16 protein-coding genes, 1 tRNA gene and 1 riboswitch are annotated in these 16,347 nt (G+C 75.0%); of the genes, 4 read left to right on the top strand and 13 right to left on the bottom strand.

What is annotated here, in order from left to right:
- Window positions 1-40 precede the first annotated feature (40 nt).
- The 3 genes from EV189_RS14760 to EV189_RS14770 all read right to left on the bottom strand — a co-directional run bounded on the left by EV189_RS14760 (window position 41) and on the right by EV189_RS14770 (window position 2,840).
- Window positions 41-325 (bottom strand): MoaD/ThiS family protein, encoded by a 285-nt coding sequence (locus EV189_RS14760; protein WP_130493669.1) that lies wholly within the window; start codon window positions 323-325, stop codon window positions 41-43.
- Window positions 322-1,572, bottom strand: coding sequence for a threonine synthase (gene thrC / locus EV189_RS14765; protein ID WP_130493670.1), 1,251 nt, complete (start codon window positions 1,570-1,572; stop codon window positions 322-324). Before thrC ends, EV189_RS14760 begins: the two co-directional genes overlap by 4 nt.
- Before the next feature lie 13 nt (window positions 1,573-1,585).
- A riboswitch (SAM riboswitch) is annotated at window positions 1,586-1,718 on the bottom strand.
- A gap of 75 nt (window positions 1,719-1,793) precedes the next feature.
- A complete protein-coding gene (locus tag EV189_RS14770; protein ID WP_130493671.1) occupies window positions 1,794-2,840 on the bottom strand; it encodes a peptidoglycan-binding protein in 1,047 nt (348 codons plus the stop codon).
- A gap of 62 nt (window positions 2,841-2,902) precedes the next feature.
- Here EV189_RS14770 and EV189_RS14775 point away from each other — a divergent pair, with 62 nt between their 5' ends.
- Window positions 2,903-4,372 (top strand): alpha,alpha-trehalose-phosphate synthase (UDP-forming), encoded by a 1,470-nt coding sequence (locus EV189_RS14775; protein WP_231116408.1) that lies wholly within the window; start codon window positions 2,903-2,905, stop codon window positions 4,370-4,372.
- Here the strand turns inward: EV189_RS14775 and otsB are convergent.
- From otsB to EV189_RS14825, 10 genes are all read right to left on the bottom strand, one after another.
- A complete protein-coding gene (gene otsB / locus EV189_RS14780; protein WP_231116409.1) occupies window positions 4,369-5,196 on the bottom strand; it encodes a trehalose-phosphatase in 828 nt (275 codons plus the stop codon). The genes EV189_RS14775 and otsB overlap by 4 nt on opposite strands.
- A gap of 5 nt (window positions 5,197-5,201) precedes the next feature.
- A complete protein-coding gene (locus EV189_RS14785; RefSeq protein WP_130493673.1) occupies window positions 5,202-5,894 on the bottom strand; it encodes a LytR C-terminal domain-containing protein in 693 nt (230 codons plus the stop codon).
- A 2-nt stretch (window positions 5,895-5,896) separates the two neighbouring features.
- The gene (locus tag EV189_RS14790) at window positions 5,897-6,202 is read right to left on the bottom strand and encodes a DUF3263 domain-containing protein (protein WP_130493674.1); all 306 of its coding nucleotides are present in this window, start codon (window positions 6,200-6,202) and stop codon (window positions 5,897-5,899) included.
- Between the two features lie 101 nt (window positions 6,203-6,303).
- Complete coding sequence (locus tag EV189_RS14795) at window positions 6,304-6,954, bottom strand: response regulator (protein ID WP_130493675.1); 651 nt, start codon at window positions 6,952-6,954, stop codon at window positions 6,304-6,306.
- Window positions 6,955-6,968: 14 nt separating this feature from the next.
- Window positions 6,969-7,652: a PAQR family membrane homeostasis protein TrhA gene (trhA, locus tag EV189_RS14800; RefSeq protein ID WP_130493676.1), complete on the bottom strand. Its 684-nt coding sequence runs from the start codon at window positions 7,650-7,652 to the stop codon at window positions 6,969-6,971.
- A 185-nt stretch (window positions 7,653-7,837) separates the two neighbouring features.
- Window positions 7,838-8,842, bottom strand: coding sequence for an LLM class flavin-dependent oxidoreductase (locus EV189_RS14805; protein ID WP_231116410.1), 1,005 nt, complete (start codon window positions 8,840-8,842; stop codon window positions 7,838-7,840).
- Window positions 8,843-8,927: 85 nt separating this feature from the next.
- Window positions 8,928-10,337, bottom strand: coding sequence for a xylulokinase (xylB, locus tag EV189_RS14810; RefSeq protein WP_130493677.1), 1,410 nt, complete (start codon window positions 10,335-10,337; stop codon window positions 8,928-8,930).
- 2 nt (window positions 10,338-10,339) lie between these two features.
- Window positions 10,340-11,527 carry a xylose isomerase gene (gene xylA / locus EV189_RS14815; RefSeq protein ID WP_130493678.1) on the bottom strand — a complete coding sequence of 396 codons (1,188 nt, stop codon included), beginning with the start codon at window positions 11,525-11,527 and terminating at the stop codon, window positions 10,340-10,342.
- A 62-nt stretch (window positions 11,528-11,589) separates the two neighbouring features.
- Window positions 11,590-12,648: a hemolysin family protein gene (locus EV189_RS14820; RefSeq protein WP_130493679.1), complete on the bottom strand. Its 1,059-nt coding sequence runs from the start codon at window positions 12,646-12,648 to the stop codon at window positions 11,590-11,592.
- Window positions 12,645-14,000: a hemolysin family protein gene (locus EV189_RS14825; protein ID WP_231116411.1), complete on the bottom strand. Its 1,356-nt coding sequence runs from the start codon at window positions 13,998-14,000 to the stop codon at window positions 12,645-12,647. Before EV189_RS14825 ends, EV189_RS14820 begins: the two co-directional genes overlap by 4 nt.
- A 165-nt stretch (window positions 14,001-14,165) precedes the next feature.
- Here EV189_RS14825 and EV189_RS14830 point away from each other — a divergent pair.
- The 3 genes from EV189_RS14830 to EV189_RS14840 all read left to right on the top strand — a co-directional run bounded on the left by EV189_RS14830 (window position 14,166) and on the right by EV189_RS14840 (window position 16,115).
- Window positions 14,166-14,238, top strand: a tRNA-Arg gene (locus EV189_RS14830).
- A gap of 21 nt (window positions 14,239-14,259) precedes the next feature.
- Window positions 14,260-15,006, top strand: coding sequence for a ThuA domain-containing protein (locus tag EV189_RS14835; protein ID WP_130493680.1), 747 nt, complete (start codon window positions 14,260-14,262; stop codon window positions 15,004-15,006).
- On the top strand, window positions 15,003-16,115 hold the full coding sequence (locus tag EV189_RS14840) for a Gfo/Idh/MocA family protein (RefSeq protein ID WP_130493681.1): 1,113 nt from the start codon (window positions 15,003-15,005) through the stop codon (window positions 16,113-16,115). Before EV189_RS14835 ends, EV189_RS14840 begins: the two co-directional genes overlap by 4 nt.
- The last annotated feature ends 232 nt before the right edge of the window (window positions 16,116-16,347 follow it).

The following is a 16,347-nucleotide window of genomic DNA, read 5'->3' on the forward strand; positions in this document are numbered from 1 at the left end:
GCGCACCACCACTACGCGAGAAGTCGTACGGACCGCGGGCTCAGCCGCCGGCGACCGCGGGGATGACCGAGACGGACGAGCCGGGCGGCGTCGGGGTGGCGAGGCCCTCGGAGAAGCGGACGTCCTCGTCGCCGACGTAGACGTTGACGAAGCGGCGCAGCGCGCCGCCGTCGTCGAGGACCCGCCCGCGGATCCCGGGGTAGCTCGTCTCCAGCGCCTCGAGCAGGTCGGCGAGGGTCGCCTCGTCGCCCGGCTCTGCGGTCACCTCGGCGGCGCCACCGGTGTAGGTCCGGAGGATCGTCGGGATGCGGACGCTGACGCTCATGCGAGCCCTGCCTTCTGGAACGCGTCGTAGGACGGGGGGATGGTGGCGCTCGGGCCGACGACGGGCGCGACGGCGTCGAGGGTCTTCAGCCCGTCACCGGTGTTGAGGATGACGGTCTCGGCGTCGGGGTCGAGCAGCCCTGCGGCGAGCAGCTTGCGGGTCACGGCGACGGTCACGCCGCCTGCGGTCTCGGCGAAGATGCCCTCGGTGCGCGCGAGCAGGCGGATGCCCTCCACGACCTCCTCGTCGCTCACGTCGGCGATCGCGCCGCCGGTGCGGCGCACGACGTCGAGGGCGTACGGGCCGTCGGCCGGGTTGCCGATCGCGAGGGACTTCGCGATGGTCTTGGGCCGGACGGGGCGGACCACGTCGGTGCCGTCGCGGTAGGCCTGCGAGACCGGCGAGCAGCCCGTGGCCTGCGCCCCGAAGACCTTGTACGGCGTGGCCTCGACGAGCCCGGCCGCGCCGAGCTCCTTGAACGCCTTGTCGACCTTGGTGAGCAGCGAGCCGGACGCGACGGGGGCGACGACCTGCTCCGGGAGGTGCCAGCCGAGCTGCTCGGCGACCTCGAAGCCGACGGTCTTCGAGCCCTCGGCGTAGTAGGGCCGCAGGTTGATGTTGACGAAGCCCCACGGCTGGTCGGCCGCGACCTCGCTGCAGAGGCGGTTGACGTCGTCGTAGCTGCCCTCGACGGCCACCAGCGTGCCGCCGTAGACCGCGGTGGTGACGGTCTTGCCGGCCTCGAGGTCGCTCGGGACGAAGACGACCGAGCGCAGCCCGGCGCGCGCTGCGGCGGCGGCCACCGCGTTGGCGAGGTTGCCGGTGGAGGCGCAGCCGATCGTCGTGAAGCCGAGCTGGCGGGCGGCCGAGAGCGCGACGGCGACGACGCGGTCCTTGAACGAGTGCGTGGGGTTGCCCGAGTCGTCCTTCACCCACAGCGAGCGGATGCCGAGCTCGCGCGCCAGGTTGTCGGCCTTGACAAGCTTGGTCCAGCCGGGCCGCAGACCGGGCTGGGAGGCGACGTCGGCCGGCACGGGGAGGAAGTCCTTGTAGCGCCACAGCGACTGCGGGCCGGCGGCGATCTGCTCGCGGGTCACGCGCGGGACGTCGTAGACGACCTCGAGCGGGCCGAAGCACTCGAGGCAGGCGTAGTGGGGGCCGAGCTCGGTGCGCGTGCCGCACTCGCGGCAGGCGAGGGCGACGGCGGGGCCGAAGGAGGTGACGGAGTCAGAGCTCAGGAGCGTCATGGTGCGAGGCCTCTCCTCATCTTCCCTGCGGTCTTTCCGCAGGCCGGAGTTGGCACCTACTCCACGACGGGCCTCGTGAGGACGAGACGTCGTGGAGGGTTGCCGGGGCTTCAACGGGCCGTTCCCTCTGCCCCTCTGGATGAGCGGTGTTCAGTTGTGGTGCCGTCCTGCCCGGTGGAGCAGTCGGCACGGACCAGGATAGACGATGCTCGCGGGCACCGTCAGGGCGTGCCGAACCACCGGTCCCACACCGGGCCCGGCACGCGGACCGGCAGCGGCGCGACGCCGAGCGCCCGCCACGTCACGGGGCCGACGACCCCGTCGACCGCGAGGTGGTGGGCGCGCTGGAACCGACGCACGGCCAGGGCCGTCGCCCGGCTGAACTGCGGTGCCGGGGCGATCCCGAGCCGCCGCCGCAGCGCCGCGACGGCCGGGCCGTGCGAGCCGCGCTTGAGGACGAGCCCGGCGTACGTCCGCAGGTCGTCGCTCTCGACGCTGACCGGACGGGCGAGCGTCGGGCAGAGCGCGTCGGAGTCGCGGACGTCGTCGTACCACTGGGTCAGCACGACCGGACCGCCGGAGAACGAGGCCTGGTGGCACATCGCGAGCGCGCCCGCGCGGCCGCGGCGCCCGGCGGTGGCCCACACCGGCAGCTCGGAGCGCATGCCGCCGGTGATCTCCCGCCAGCCGTACGCGTACGAGTAGAACCCGACGCCGAAGCCCGCCTCCTGCAGCGCCCGCACCGCGCCGAGCAGCACGGCGCGGTTCGCCGCGGTGTCGTGCGCCCAGTCCTGCACCTTGCGGTGCTCCACGTCGAGCCAGACGACGGGCACCTGCACGCCACGGCCGCGCACGACCGAGACGGCCCAGGCGCCCTGGGCGTAGCCGACGTTGCCGAGCGCCCCCAGCCGCGTCCCGCCGTCGTACGGGCCGCTGGGCCCGAGCTCGCGCAGCTGGACGGGGGTCGGCATCGCGGCGAAGGTGTAGACCGCGAGCCGCGCCCCGATGGCGCGGGTGTGCGCCAGCTGGCGGTCGATGCACGGGTTCTCCGTGAACGGCAGACCGCTGGTGAGCCCCATGACGACGAAGCCGGTGCCCTTGCCCGGCGGCGGCAGGCCGTGGCCCGGGTGCTCGGTGCACTGCGGCCAGGACACGTCGCCGCCCGAGGTGCTGCGGGCGGAGGCGGGGGCGGCCGGCAGGGCGACGGCGGCTGTCGCCGCGGCGGCGAGCAGGAGGGCGGCGAGGGCGCGGCACTTGCGGAGGAGCACGTCCTCCCTTCGGCTCACCAGGGCGGCGACGTGAGCGGGCCCGCGTCAGTAGGCTGCGGAGGGTGGTCGCGCCCGTGCTGCTCGCCTCGAACCGCGGGCCCCTCTCGTTCACGCTCGACGCCGACGGTGCGCCGCGCGCGAAGCGGGGCGGCGGCGGCCTCGTCTCCGCGATCATGTCCGCCGGGCACGCCGGCGAGCACCCGCTCTGGGTCTGCACCGCCCTCTCGGACGCCGACCGCGAGGCGGCCCGCCGGAGCCCGCACGGCCGGCTCGACGAGGCCGGCCACGACACCGGCGGGCTGAGGGTGCGGATGCTCTCGACGCCCGAGGGCATCGACGCGCGCACCTTCGACCTCGCCTACAACGGGATCGCGAACTCCACGCTGTGGTTCCTGCACCACCTGCTGTTCGCGACGCCGACCGCGCCGGTCTTCGACGGGTCGTTCGCCCGCGAGTGGAGCGCCTTCAGCGTCTACAGCCAGGCGTTCGCCGAGGGGCTCGCCCAGGACGCCGCGCCCGGGGCGAAGGTCCTCGTGCAGGACTACCACCTCACGCTCGTCCCCCGGCTGCTCCGCCAGCTGCGCCCGGACCTGCGCATCGGCCACTTCTCGCACACGCCCTGGGCGCCCGCGGAGTACTTCTCGCTGCTGCCGCAGGGGCTCGCCCGCGAGGTGCTGCTCGGCGTGCTCGGCGCGGACTCGGCGGGGTTCCTCGCGCCGCGCTGGGCGAGCGCCTTCCTCGACTGCTGCGAGCGCGTCCTCGGCGCCGAGGTGGTCCGCGAGGAGGTCGGCGGCGAGGTCCGGCACGACGGGCGCACCACCCGCGTCGTCGTGCACGCCCTCGGCATCGACGCCGACGAGCTGCGCGAGCGCGCGGGCCGGGCGGACGTCGCGCGCCACGAGGAGGCGCTGCTGGCCCGCATCGGCGACTGCAAGGTCATCGCCCGGGTCGACCGCACCGAGCTCTCGAAGAACATCCTGCGCGGGCTGCTGGCCTACCGCGACCTGCTGCGCCGCTACCCCGAGTGGGTCGGCCGCGTCGTGCACGTCGTCGGCGCCGTCCCCTCGCGCAACGCGCTGCCGGAGTACCGCGAGTACACCGCCCGCGTGCAGCGCCTCGCTGCGGAGATCGACGAGGAGTTCGCCCGGCCCGGCTGGTCGCCGCTGATCCTCTCCGTCGACGACGACTTCCCGCGCTCGCTCGCGACCTACCGGATCGCCGACGTGCTGCTCATCAACCCCATCCGCGACGGCATGAACCTCGTGGCCAAGGAGGCGCCCGCGCTCTCCACGCGGGGGTGCGCGCTCGTGCTCTCGACCGAGGCGGGAGCGGCCGCCGAGCTCGGGCACGCCGCCCTGCTCGTCAACCCGTACGACGTGAGCGGGACCGCCGCCGCCCTGCACGCGGCCCTCGGCATGGACGACGAGGAGCGGGCGCGGCGCACCCGCGAGCTCGTCGACGCCGCCACCGCGCTGCCGCCGGGCCAGTGGCTCGCCGCGCAGGTGGAGGACCTGGCGGCGGTGCGGCCCTAGCGGTCGAGCGCGGCCGCGAGCTCCTGCAGCCAGGCCGCGACGCCCGCGGGTCCGTCGACGACGACGTCGGCGCGCTCGGCGAGCTCGGCCACCTCGGTCGAGCCGCTGCAGACGCAGATCCCGGGCACCCCCGCCTCCCGCTGGCGGGCGACCTCGTCGAAGGCCGGGAGGTCACCGAGGTCGTCCCCGACGAAGACGAGCGCGGACGCGCCCCCCAGCTCCTCGAGCAGCCCGCGCAGCGCCGCGCCCTTGTCGGCACCGGGCGCGCGCACCTCGAGCACGAGCCGTCCCGGCTCGAAGGCGAGCCCGTGGGCCTCCGCGACGGCGCGCACCGGCTCGCGCAGCCGGGCGAAGGCGCCCTCGGGGTCCGCGCTGCGCCGGGTGTGGACGGCGACTGCCGCCGGCTTGTCCTCGAGGTGCGCGTCGGGCGCCGTGCGCGCCAGCAGCTCGGCGACCTCGGCGCGGGCGGCCGCGACCGCGGGCGGCTCGGGCGGCGCCTGCACCTCGCCGGTGGCGGCGTCCCAGCGCTCCCGGCCGTACGCGCCGAGCACGGTGACGTGCTCGAGCCCACGCGCCCCCGCGAGGCCGACCAGCTCCACCGCGAGTGCGGCCGGGCGGCCGGTCACGACGGCCACGCGGCCGAGGAGCGGGGCGAGCGCCTGCAGCGCCGGCAGCGCGTCGGGGTGGGCCCGTGCCTGCGCGGGGTCGTCGACGATCGGAGCGAGGGTGCCGTCGAAGTCCAGCCCGACGATCGCGCGACGGGGGTCGGCGAGCAGGGCCGCCAGGCCGGCGCGGCCGGCGGGCGTCGCGGCGTCGAGGGCCACGCCGCTCAGGCGAGGACGAGCGTGAGGTGGCTGGACGAGAGCCCGGCGAACGCGGGGCGGATGCGCTGGCTGCCGGGGAGCTCGGCCGCGAGCTCCTGGGCCGCGGCGAAGGCGCCGTCGGGGTAGTAGACGGTCGTGGCCGGCACCTTGCCGTGGAAGTTGCCCACGCCGGAGACGGTCCAGCCGAGGCTGCGCAGCTGGCTCGCGGTGCGGCCGGCGAGCCCGGTCCGGCCCGACTGGTTGAGCACGGAGACCGGCAGGTCCTTGAGCCCGCCCTCGTCGCCCGCGCCCGGCCCCTCGCTGGGCGTCGCCGAGGGGGTGGCGGAGCCGGCCTCGTCGCCGGCAGCGCCGGACGTGGCGCTGTCGCTGGGCGACGCGCTCGCGCTCCCCGAGTCCGAGGAGCTCGGGGACGGCTCGCCCACAGTGGGCGCGGCGGCTGCCGCGGTCGGCGTGGGCGTCGGGGAGGCCGCGGCGCTCGACGAGGTGCTCACGGCCGCGTCGTCGGCGCTGTCGGCTCCGCCGCCGCTCCCGCTCGGGGAGCCGAAGGCGAGGTAGAGCCCGCCGAGCAGGGCGACCACGGCCACGACGGCGACGAGCGAGACGAGGGCCGAGCGCAGCGGGTGCGCGGCGCCGCGGTGCGCGCCCTGGCGGGGGGCGCCGAGCCCCCCGAGCGGCGAGGGCCCGTCGGGACCGCTCACGCTCAGGCCTCGAAGCCGAGGCGGCGCGCCGAGCGCGCGCGCTGGCGCGAGGCGCGCAGGCGGCGCAGGCGCTTGACCAGCATGGGGTCGTGCGCGAGGGCGTCCGGGCGGTCGAGCAGGGCGTTGAGCACCTGGTAGTAGCGCGCGGCCGACATGTCGAACAGCTCGCGGACGGCCTGCTCCTTGGCGCCGGCGTACTTCCACCACTGGCGCTCGAAGGCGAGGATCTCCTGCTCGCGCTCGGTCAGGGAGGTGGTGCCCACCGGCGCGGCGGCGAGGGTGGTGCTGCTCGCTCGAACGGCGTCCACTGCGTCTCCTCGGGATCGTGCGGTGCTGCGTCCTGCTGCGGTCGACCAGTCCTTCGTCGTGATCCTACCCGCCCTGTAACTACACGCGTGTGGTTCACCCGTCAGGGTGACCCGAGCCAGGCGAGCACGGCGAGCACGCGCCGGGAGTCCCCGGCGTCGGGCTGGAGCCCCAGCTTGGTGAAGACGCTGGTCACGTGCTTCTCCACCGCGCCCTCGGTGACGACGAGGCGCTCGGCGATCGCCGCGTTGGAGCGGCCCTCCGCCATGAGCGCGAGCACCTCGCGCTCGCGCGGCGTCAGCGCCTCGAGCCGGTCGGAGCTGCGCCGGCGGACGAGCACCTGCGCCACGACCTCGGGGTCGAGCACGACCTCGCCCCCGACGACCCGGTCCAGCGCCGCGAGGAAGTCCGCGACGTCCGCCACCCGGTCCTTGAGCAGGTAGCCCACCGCGCGCCCGGCGCCGCTGGCGAGCAGCTCGGCGGCGTAGGCGTCCTCGACGTACTGGCTGAGCACGAGCACCGGCTGGCCGGGCACCCGCTCGCGGGCCTCCACCGCCGCGCGCAGCCCCTCGTCGCGGTGGGTCGGCGGCATCCGGACGTCGACGAGGGCGAGGTCGGGCTCGTGCTCGATGACGGCGGCGACGAGCGAGGGCCCGTCGGCGACAGCGGCGACCACCTCGTGGCCGGCGTCGGCGAGCAGCCGGGTGATGCCCTCGCGGAGGAGGACGCTGTCCTCGGCAAGGACGATCTGCACGCCCCGGAGCCTAGTCAGCCCGAGGTGTACGCCACCAGGGACACGGCGACGTAGTGCACGACGAACGCCGCGAGCGTGAGCGCGTGGAAGACCTCGTGGAACCCGAACCACCGTGGCGAGGGGTCGGGCCGGCGCGCGGCGTAGATGAGCCCGCCGGCGGAGTAGAGCGCCCCCCCGACGACGAGCAGGACGAGCACGGCGACGCCGCCGTGCTCGAGGATCTCGGGCACGTAGAACACCGCGACCCAGCCCAGCGCGATGTAGACCGGGGTGTAGAGCCAGCGCGGAGCGTCGCACCAGAGCACGCGGAACAGCACGCCGAGCAGCGCGCCCGTCCACACCGTCCAGAGCAGCACCTGGCCGCGCGAGGGCGGCAGCAGCAGCGCCCCGAATGGCGTGTAGGTGCCGGCGATGATGAGGAAGATGTTCGAGTGGTCCAGGCGCATGAGGACCGCGTGGGCGCGCGGGGACCAGGTGAAGCGGTGGTACGCCGCACTGACCCCGAACAGCAGCGCCGCCGTCAGCGCGAAGACCGCGGTGGCGACCCGCGCCCGCTCCGTCGGCGAGACGGCGACGAGCACGATGCCCGCGACGACCGCGACCGGGAACGTCCCGGCGTGCAGCCACCCGCGCAGCCGCGGCTTGACCGTGCCGACGACGCGCTCGACCGCCTCCCCGACCTCCTCGCGGCCCGGCACGCGACCCCTCCCCCGCTCGTGCTGCTGACGAGCAGGATGACGCACGCGCGCGGTCCGCGCGTTCCCGGGCGTTGGCTCAGGCCCCGTTTGATCGGGGTCCCCGATCGAACGGGGACGGGTTCGAGGGGATCTCCTCGAGGTGAGCCCCACTTGATCGAGGCCCCCGATCAAAGTGGGATAGTGCGTCAGCCGCGCCAGGCCTCGGCCAGCAGGCGCAGCGAGCGCTCGCGGTGCTCGGGCGCGTACGTGCTGGTGACGACCATGAGCTCGTCGACGCCCGTGCGCTCGACCAGCTCGTCGAGCTCGGCCACGACCTTGCCCGGCTCGCCGACGACCGGCGTCGAGGGCGAGTGCTCGAGCACCGCGCGCTCCATCGGCGTCCACTCGTGCGCCAACGCCTCCTCGACCGTCGGCACCGGACGCGGGCGACCGGTGCGCAGCGCCACCTGGACGAGCTGCTGCGGCAGGGCGAGGCGCTGGGCCTCGTCCTCCGTGGGGGCGACGAGGACCGCCGCGACGATCATGGAGTACGGCCGGGCGAGCGCCGACGACGGCTGGAACAGCGCCCGGTAGGTCTCGAGCGCGAGCTCCGTGCCGGCCGGGGCGAAGTGGTGGGCGAAGGCGTACGGCAGACCGGTGCCGGCCGCAGCCCGGGCGCCGTAGTCGCTGGAGCCGAGCAGCCAGACGGCGGGCGACGAGCCGGGTGCGGGCGTCGGCGCGATCGCCCCTCCGCGCGGAGCCGGCAGTGTCGGGTCGCCCAGCATCCGCAGCAGCGTGTCGAGCTCGCCGGGGAAGTCCTCGGCCGACAGGTCGAGCGTCCGCCGCAGCGCGGCCGCGGTCGCGGGGTCGCTGCCCGGGGCCCGGCCGATGCCGAGGTCGACGCGCCCGGGGTGCAGCGCCTCGAGCATCGCGAACTGCTCGGCGACGACGAGCGGGGCGTGGTTGGGCAGCATGACGCCGCCGGAGCCGAGCCGGATCGTCGAGGTCAGCGCCCCGACGTGGGCGAGCAGGACAGCAGGACTGGTGCTGGCGACCATGGGCATCGCATGGTGCTCGGCGACCCAGTAGCGCTGGTAGCCCTCCGCCTCGGCCGCCTGCGCGAGGCGGGCCGAGGCGTGGAGCGCGGCGCCGGAGGTCTGGCCGGTGCCGACGGGAGAGAGGTCCAGGACGGAGAGCGGGACGCGTGCCACGCCTCGAGCAACACGCGTCCCGCCCCGTCCCCTTCCCAGGAGGGTCTGTGACCTGGCCGAGCCGGGTCTAGCTGCCGGGCTCGGCTCAGCTGCCGCTGTCGCGGCGGTCGAGCACGAGCTCGCGCGCCTCGGCGTAGCGCGCGCGGACCGCCGGGTCCACGTCCGCCTCGTACGTCTCGACCCCCGAGCGCTCCCACACCGGCGGCTCGGCCGCCCCGGAGAGCACCCAGGCCGCCTGGCGGGCGGCACCGTCGGCGACGTACTCCCCGGCGGGCGGGACGACGACCGGGCGGCCGAGCACCGTCGGGGCGATCCGCCGCACGGCCTCGGAGCGCGCGCCGCCGCCGATGAGCAGGACGCGGTCGACCCGCGCCCCCTGCTCGACGAGGGCGTCGATCCCGTCGGCGAGCCCGCAGAGCAGGCCCTCGACCGCCGCCCGCGCGAGGTACGCGGGGGTGGCCGTCTCGAGGCGCAGCCCGTGCAGCGAGCCCGTCGCGTCGGGCTTGTTCGGGGTGCGCTCGCCCTCGAGGTAGGGCACGAGCACGAGCCCGCCCGACCCCGACGGCGCCGAGAGCGCGAGCCGCGAGAGCTCGTCGTGGTCGACGCCGAGCATCCGCGCAGCCGCGTCGAGGACGCGCGCCGCGTTGAGCGTGCAGACCAGCGGCAGGTAGCGACCGGTGGCGTCGGCGAAGCCGGCCACCGCCCCGCTGACGTCAGCGGCCGGCACGTCGGAGACGGCGCAGGCCACGCCGGAGGTGCCGATCGAGACGACGACGTCGCCGGGACCCGCGCCCAGGCCGAGCGCGGCGGCGGCGTTGTCACCCGTACCGGGACCGATGAGCGCCCCGGACGGGGTCTTCCCCGCGGCCTCGGACGGGCCGAGGACGCGCGGCAGGACGGCGTCGCGGCCGAGCGCCCGCTCGAGCAGGTCGCGGCGGTAGTCGCCGGAGACCGGCGACCAGTAGCCCGTGCCGCTCGCGTCACCGCGGTCGGTCGCGAGCCCGTCGAGGCCCGGGGACCCGGCGAGCTTCCAGGACAGCCAGTCGTGCGGGAGGCAGACGGCGGCGGTCCGGGCGGCGTTCTCCGGCTCGTGCTGCGCCAGCCAGCGCAGCTTGGTCACCGTGAACGACGCGACCGGCACGAGGTTGACCGCGTCGACCCACGCCTGCGCCCCGCCGAGCTCCTCGGTGAGCTCGACGGCGGCGTCGGCGGAGCGGGTGTCGTTCCAGAGGAGGGCGTCGCGGACGACCTCCCCGGACTCGTCGAGGCAGACCATCCCGTGCTGCTGGCCGCCCACCGCGACCGCGGCGACGTCGTCGAGGCCGCCGGCCTCGCCGATGGCGGTCTGCAGCGCGTCCCACCAGGCGGCGGGGGGTGCCGAGGTCCCGTCCGGGTGCGGAGCCCGGCCCTCGCGGACGAGGGCTCCGGACTCCGCGTCGCGGACGACGACCTTGCACGACTGGGTCGACGAGTCGACCCCGGCGACGAGCGGCATGGCTAGCGGGCGCCCATGAGGTGCTCGACCGCGAGCTCGTCGAGGTGGACGAAGCCGTAGCCGGCCTTGGCCTTCGCGTCGGCGTCGAACTCCTCGAAGGCGCTCTTGTCCGCGAGCAGCTCCTTCCAGGTCTCGCCGTCGGCCAGCGTGGACTGGCCGAGCTCGTAGACCTTGCTGGCCTTGAGCGCCTCCTGGACCTCGGGGTCCTGGCGGAACTTGACGGCGCGCTCCTTGAGCAGGAGGTAGGTCGTCATGTTGGCCTCGGCCGAGCGCCACACGCCGGAGAGGTCCTCGGTGCGCAGCGGCTTGTAGTCGAAGTGGCGCGGGCCGTCGTAGCGGTTGCCGCCGTTGGGCGAGCCGTTCTCGAGCAGGTCGACCAGGAAGAACGCCGAGATCAGGTCGCCGTGGCCGAAGACGAGGTCCTGGTCGAACTTCGGGCCGTGCTGGCCGTTGAGGTCGATGTGGAACAGCTTGTCCTGGTAGAGCGCCTGGGCGATGCCGTGGACGAAGTTGAGGTTCGACATCTGCTCGTGGCCGACCTCGGGGTTGAGCCCGACGATGTCGCCGTGCTCGAGGGTCGCGATGAAGCCGAGCGCGTGGCCGACCGTCGGGAGCAGGATGTCGCCGCGGGGCTCGTTGGGCTTGGGCTCGAGCGCGAGGCGCAGGCCGAGGCCCTGGTCCTTGACGTAGGCGGCGAGGGTGTCGAGGCCCTCGCGGTAGCGCTCGAGCGCGGCCTGGACGTCCTTGGCGGCGTCGGTCTCGGAGCCCTCGCGACCGCCCCAGAGGACGTAGGTCTCGGCGCCGAGCTCGTGCGCGAGCTCCATGTTGCGCATGACCTTGCGCAGCGCGTAGCGGCGGATCTCGCGGTCGTTGCTGGTGAGGCCGCCGTCCTTGAACACCGGGTGGGTGAACAGGTTGGTCGTCACCATGGGGGCCTTGAGGCCCGTCTCGGCGAGCGCCTTCTTGAAGCCCTCGATGATGCGGGTGCGCTCGTCGTCGGCCGAGCCGAACGGCACGAGGTCGTCGTCGTGGAACGTCACGCCGTAGGCCCCGCGCTGGGCGAGCTGGTGCACGGTCTCGACCGGGTCGATCGGCTCGCGGGTCGCGTCGCCGAACGGGTCGCGGGCCTGCCAGCCCACGGTCCACAGACCGAAGGTGAACTTGTCGGCGGGGGTCGGCTGCACTGCCATGGGCGGGCACTCCTCAGACGATTTGTTTGACGTCCGAACTTAAGCGCGGGCGCCGTGCGCTGTCAAGGTCGCGTACCCACTCGGACGCCGCCCCTCACCTCGTCGCGCACCTCTCCCACGAGCTCCTCGATGACGTCCTCCAGGGCGACGACGCCGAGCACGGTCCCGTCGAGCTCCTGGACCTGCGCGAGGTGCGCCGCGTCGCCCTGCATGGCGAGCAGCACCTGGCGCAACGGCGCCTCCGGCGCCACCGAGGGCATGGGACGCACGGCCTCCGCGGGCAGCGGCTGCTGGCGCTCGTCCTCCACCACCGCGAGCGCGTCCTTGACGTGGACGTAGCCGACGAGCTGCCCGCCACGGCGTACGGGGAAGCGCGAGTAGCCCGTGCGCGCGGCGGTCTGCTCGACGTCGGCGCGCGTCGCGCGGGCGTCGACGGTGACGAGCGTCGGCAGCGGGAGCAGCACGTGCCGGGCGGTGCGCTCCTCGAAGGTGAGCGCCCCGAGCACGAGCCGCTCCTCCTCCTTGTCGAGCAGCCCCTCCCGGCGGGACTGCTCGACGAGGCCGGCGACCTCGTCGCGGGTGTACGCGCTGGTGACCTCCGAGCGCGGCTCCACGCGGAGCAGCCGGACGCTGCCGTTGGCCAGGGCGCCGAGCACGGCGATGAGCGGGGAGGTCACCCGGACGAAGGCCTGCAGCGCCGGCGCGAGCACGAGGACCGCGCCGTCGGGCCCGGCCATGCTGAGGTTCTTGGGGACCATCTCGCCCAGGACGATGTGGAGGTACGCGATCGCCCCCAGCGCGACGACGAACGCCACCGGGTGGACGAGCGCCTCGGGCACGGACACGGCCTCGAAGGCGGAGTGCAGCACGTCCGCGACCGCCGGCTCGGCGAGCGCGCCCAGCCCGAGCGAGCACGCCGTGACGCCCAGCTGCGCGCCGGCGAGCATCCGCGAGACGTCCTCCATGGCGGCGAGGGTCTGCCGCGCGCGCCGGGACCCGCCCTCCGCGAGCGGCTCGATCGCGCTGCGGCGGGCGGAGACGAGGGCGAACTCCGCGGCGACGAAGAACGCGTTGCCCGCGAGGAGCAGGGCCGACAGCGCCGCGGCGAGCAGGGGGCTCATGCGCCCTCCTCCGCGCCGGCGGGCTCCACGGGCTCGAGCTCGACGCGGATCCGGTCGACCCGCCGGCCGTCCATCTCGAGGACGGCGAGGCGGACGAGGTGCCCGGGCTCGTCGAGCCCGGCGGGGAGCTCCAGCTCGACGCTGTCGCCGGTGTCCGGCAGCCGCCCGAGCCGGGCGGTGAGCAGGCCGGCGAGCGTCTCGTAGTCGTCGTCCTCCGGCAGCTCGACGCCGAGGTGGCGCGAGGCCTCGTCGGGGCGGAGCAGGCCGGAGAGCTCCCACGCGCCGCCGGCGAGCTCGTGCGCGGTCTCGTCCGGCTCGTCGTGCTCGTCGACGACGTCGCCCACGAGCTCCTCGACGAGGTCCTCGAGCGTCACGAGGCCGGCGACGCCCCCGAACTCGTCGATGACGACCGCCGCCTGGAGGCCGCCCGCCCGCAGCTGGTCCAGCAGCGGGTCGAGCTCGAGCGTCTCCGGCACGAGCACGGGACCGACCATCAACGACTCCACGCGGACGGCCGCCCGCCGCTCGGGCGGCACCGCCAGGGCGTGACGCAGGTGCACCATGCCGACGACGTCGCCCTCGTTCCCCTGCACCACCGGGAAGCGGGAGTGCCCCGTCGCCTGCGTCAGCGTCACCACGTCGGCGGCCATGGCCGAGGGCTGCACGCTGTGCACCTGCGGGCGCGGCGTCATGACGTCGCGGGCGATGCGGTCGCCGAACAGCAGGCTCTGCTGCAGCAGCTCGGCCGTGCCGACCGGCAGGGTCCCCTGCTCGGCGCTGCGCCGGACGAGGCTGACCAGCTCCTGCGGGCTGCGCGCGGAGGCCAGCTCCTCCTGCGCCTCGACGCCGACCGTGCGCAGCAGGACGTTGGCGCTGCCGTTGAGCAGCCGGACGAGGGGCAGCGTCAGCGCGGTCGAGCGGCGGGACAGCACCGAGACCGCCTTCGCGGTGCCCAGCGGCGAGGCGATCGCGAGGTTCTTCGGGACCAGCTCGCCGAAGACCATCGTCACGACCGTCGCCGCCACGATGCCGACGGTGGCGGCCACCGGCGCGGTGGCTCCCGCGAGGCCGAGCGCGTGCAGCGCGGGACGGACGAGGCGCGCGATGGAGGGCTCGGCGAGGTAGCCGATCGCGAGGTTCGTGATCGTGATGCCGACCTGCGCACCGGACAGCTGCGTCGACAGGCTCGTCAGCGCCGCGAGGACCCGGCGGGCCCCGCGGTCGCCCGCCTCGGCCGCCCGCTCGACGGTCGCCCGGTCGACGGTGAGCAGCGAGAACTCCGCCGCGACGTACACGCCGCAGGCGAGGACGAGCACGAGCGCGAGCACCAGCAGGAGGGCGGCGGTCAGCACCCGGCCGCCCCCGCCCGCACGGGGACAGGGCGGTGAGGCGCACGACGGCGGGGGCCACCGTCCGCTCCCACCTCGTCCCGAGTCATGCCCCTATGGTGCCAAGTGCGCTCCCGGCTCAACCGGTGCCGGGTCCGGTAGCCTGCCGGAGCCCGGCCCGCCGGGCGCGCCCTCGTAGCTCAGGGGATAGAGCAACGGTTTCCTAAACCGTGTGTCGGAGGTTCGAATCCTCTCGGGGGCACTCCCGGCCGAAGGGGTACCGATGGCGCAGCCCGTCCGCGTCCTGGTGTGGGGCGAGAACCGCCACGAGCAGACCGAGGACCACGTCCGCGCGATCTACCCGGACGGCATGCACGAGGCCGTCGCCGCCGGCATCCGGGAGAACCTCGGCGACGGCTGCACCGTCCGCACCGCCACCCTCGACGACCCGGAGCACGGGCTGACCGAGGAGGTCCTCCGCGAGACCGACGTGCTGACCTGGTGGGGCCACCAGGCCCACGACGAGGTCGCGGACGCCGTCGTCGAGCGGGTCCACGAGCACGTGCTGTCCGGCATGGGCCTCGTCGTCCTCCACAGCGGGCACTGGTCGAAGCTCTTCCAGCGCCTCATGGGGACCTCGTGCCGGCTGCGCTGGCGCAACGAGCACGACCGCGAGCTCGTCTGGACGGTCGACCCGACCCACCCGATCGCCGCGGGTGTCCCGCACCCGCTCGTCATCGACGAGGACGAGATGTACGGCGAGTTCTTCGACATCCCCGCCCCCGACGAGCTGGTCTTCATCAGCTCGTTCTCGGGCGGCGAGGTCTTCCGCAGCGGCTGCACCTTCAAGCGCGGCCACGGCCGCATCTTCTACTTCCGGCCGGGCGACCAGGACTACCCGACCTACCATCACCCCGGTGTGCGCAAGGTGATCGCCAACGGGGTGGCCTGGGCGCGCTCCGACCGCCAGGAGCGCAGCTACCCGGAGATCCGCCGGTACGCGACCGGCGAGCTCGTCGCCGAGCCGTGACCTTCCGCCGCGTCCCGTCCTCGCCCTCCGACCCGCTGCGGGTCGTCGTCGTCGGTGCCGGCGCCATGGGCCGGGGGTGGTTGCGGACGGTCCTCGCCGACGACGGCGTCGCGCTCGCGGGCGTGGTCGACCTCGACGTCGCAGCCGCGCGCGCTGGGGTCGCCGACGTGGGGCAGCCGGACCTGCCCGTCGGCACCGACCTGCTCGCGCTCGCGGCGCGGACCGGGGCGCAGGCGGTCGTCGACGTGACGGTCCCGGGCGCCCACCACGCGGTCACGACGCAGGCCCTGCGCGGTGGCCTCCCGGTGCTCGGCGAGAAGCCCGCGGCGGAGACCGTGGCCCGTACCCTCTCGCTGGCCGCGGCCGCGGAGCTGACCGGCGAGCTGTTCATGGTGAGCCAGAACCGCCGGTGGAACCCCCACCTCGCCGCGCTGCGGGCGGCGCGCGCGGCCCTGGGCGAGGTCGTGCTCCTGCGGACCGACTTCTACCGCGCGCCGCGCTTCGGCGGCTTCCGCGAGCAGATGCGCCACCCGCTCCTCGTCGACATGGCGATCCACGCCTTCGACTCGGCCCGCTGGGTCACCGGCGACGAGCCCGTGGCCGTCACGTGCACGTCCTGGAACCCCGCTGGCAGCTGGTACGCGGGGGACGCCTGCGCGGCCGCGACGTTCGAGCTGGCCGGGGGCGGGCGCTACGCGTACACCGGCAGCTGGTGCAGCCCCGGCAGGGAGACCTCCTGGAACGGCGAGTGGGAGCTGCGCGGCACGCTGGGCAGCGCCTCCTGGGACGGCGAGTCCGCCCCGGTGGTCAGCGACGGCGTGGAGGTGCGCGCCGCCGAGCCGCTCCCCGGAAGCGACCTGGCCGGCTCCCTGCGGACCTTCGTCGAGGCCCTGCGCACGGGCGTGGCCCCCTCGGGCGAGGTGCACGAGAACGTGCTGAGCCTCGCGATGGTCGAGGCCGCGGTGCTGTCCGCCGACCGCGGGGAGCGGCTGCTCCTGGACGACGTGCTGGACGAGGCGCACGCGACCGCGGTGGGCGAGGAGGGCGACCCCGAGGTCCGGGAGGTCCTCCGCTCGTGGACCTCGGCACGGAGCGCGCTCGCGCTCTGACGCTGCGTCATCGCACTCCCGGGTGAACGTGAAGAGGTCCTCTCGCCCAGCGCTCGGTCACCCTGCGCGACGACCGGGACGCCCCCCTGTCCGGTCCGCCCGTCCTGCCCGGCCACGAAGGCGACACTCCGGACGTTACGGACACCGCCCGGGGCGGGTCGCGCGGACGCAGGGTGATGTCGATCTTGGGCGGGGCGGAGCAGGCCCCTGACCGGCGCGAACACGCACCTCC

Origin of the sequence: Motilibacter rhizosphaerae, from assembly GCF_004216915.1 — a bacterium.
In the GTDB taxonomy this organism is placed as follows: domain Bacteria; phylum Actinomycetota; class Actinomycetes; order Motilibacterales; family Motilibacteraceae; genus Motilibacter; species Motilibacter rhizosphaerae.

What these genes read in the sequence shown, in the direction of transcription:
- thrC (WP_130493670.1), bottom strand. Translation starts at nt 1,572, where the DNA reads ATGACGCTCCTGAGCTCTGACTCCGTCACCTCCTTCGGCCCCGCCGTC.
- xylA (WP_130493678.1), bottom strand. Translation starts at nt 11,527, where the DNA reads ATGGCAGTGCAGCCGACCCCCGCCGACAAGTTCACCTTCGGTCTGTGG.
- EV189_RS14835 (WP_130493680.1), top strand. Translation starts at nt 14,260, where the DNA reads ATGGCGCAGCCCGTCCGCGTCCTGGTGTGGGGCGAGAACCGCCACGAG.
- xylB (WP_130493677.1), bottom strand. Translation starts at nt 10,337, where the DNA reads ATGCCGCTCGTCGCCGGGGTCGACTCGTCGACCCAGTCGTGCAAGGTC.
- EV189_RS14760 (WP_130493669.1), bottom strand. Translation starts at nt 325, where the DNA reads ATGAGCGTCAGCGTCCGCATCCCGACGATCCTCCGGACCTACACCGGT.
- EV189_RS14820 (WP_130493679.1), bottom strand. Translation starts at nt 12,648, where the DNA reads ATGAGCCCCCTGCTCGCCGCGGCGCTGTCGGCCCTGCTCCTCGCGGGC.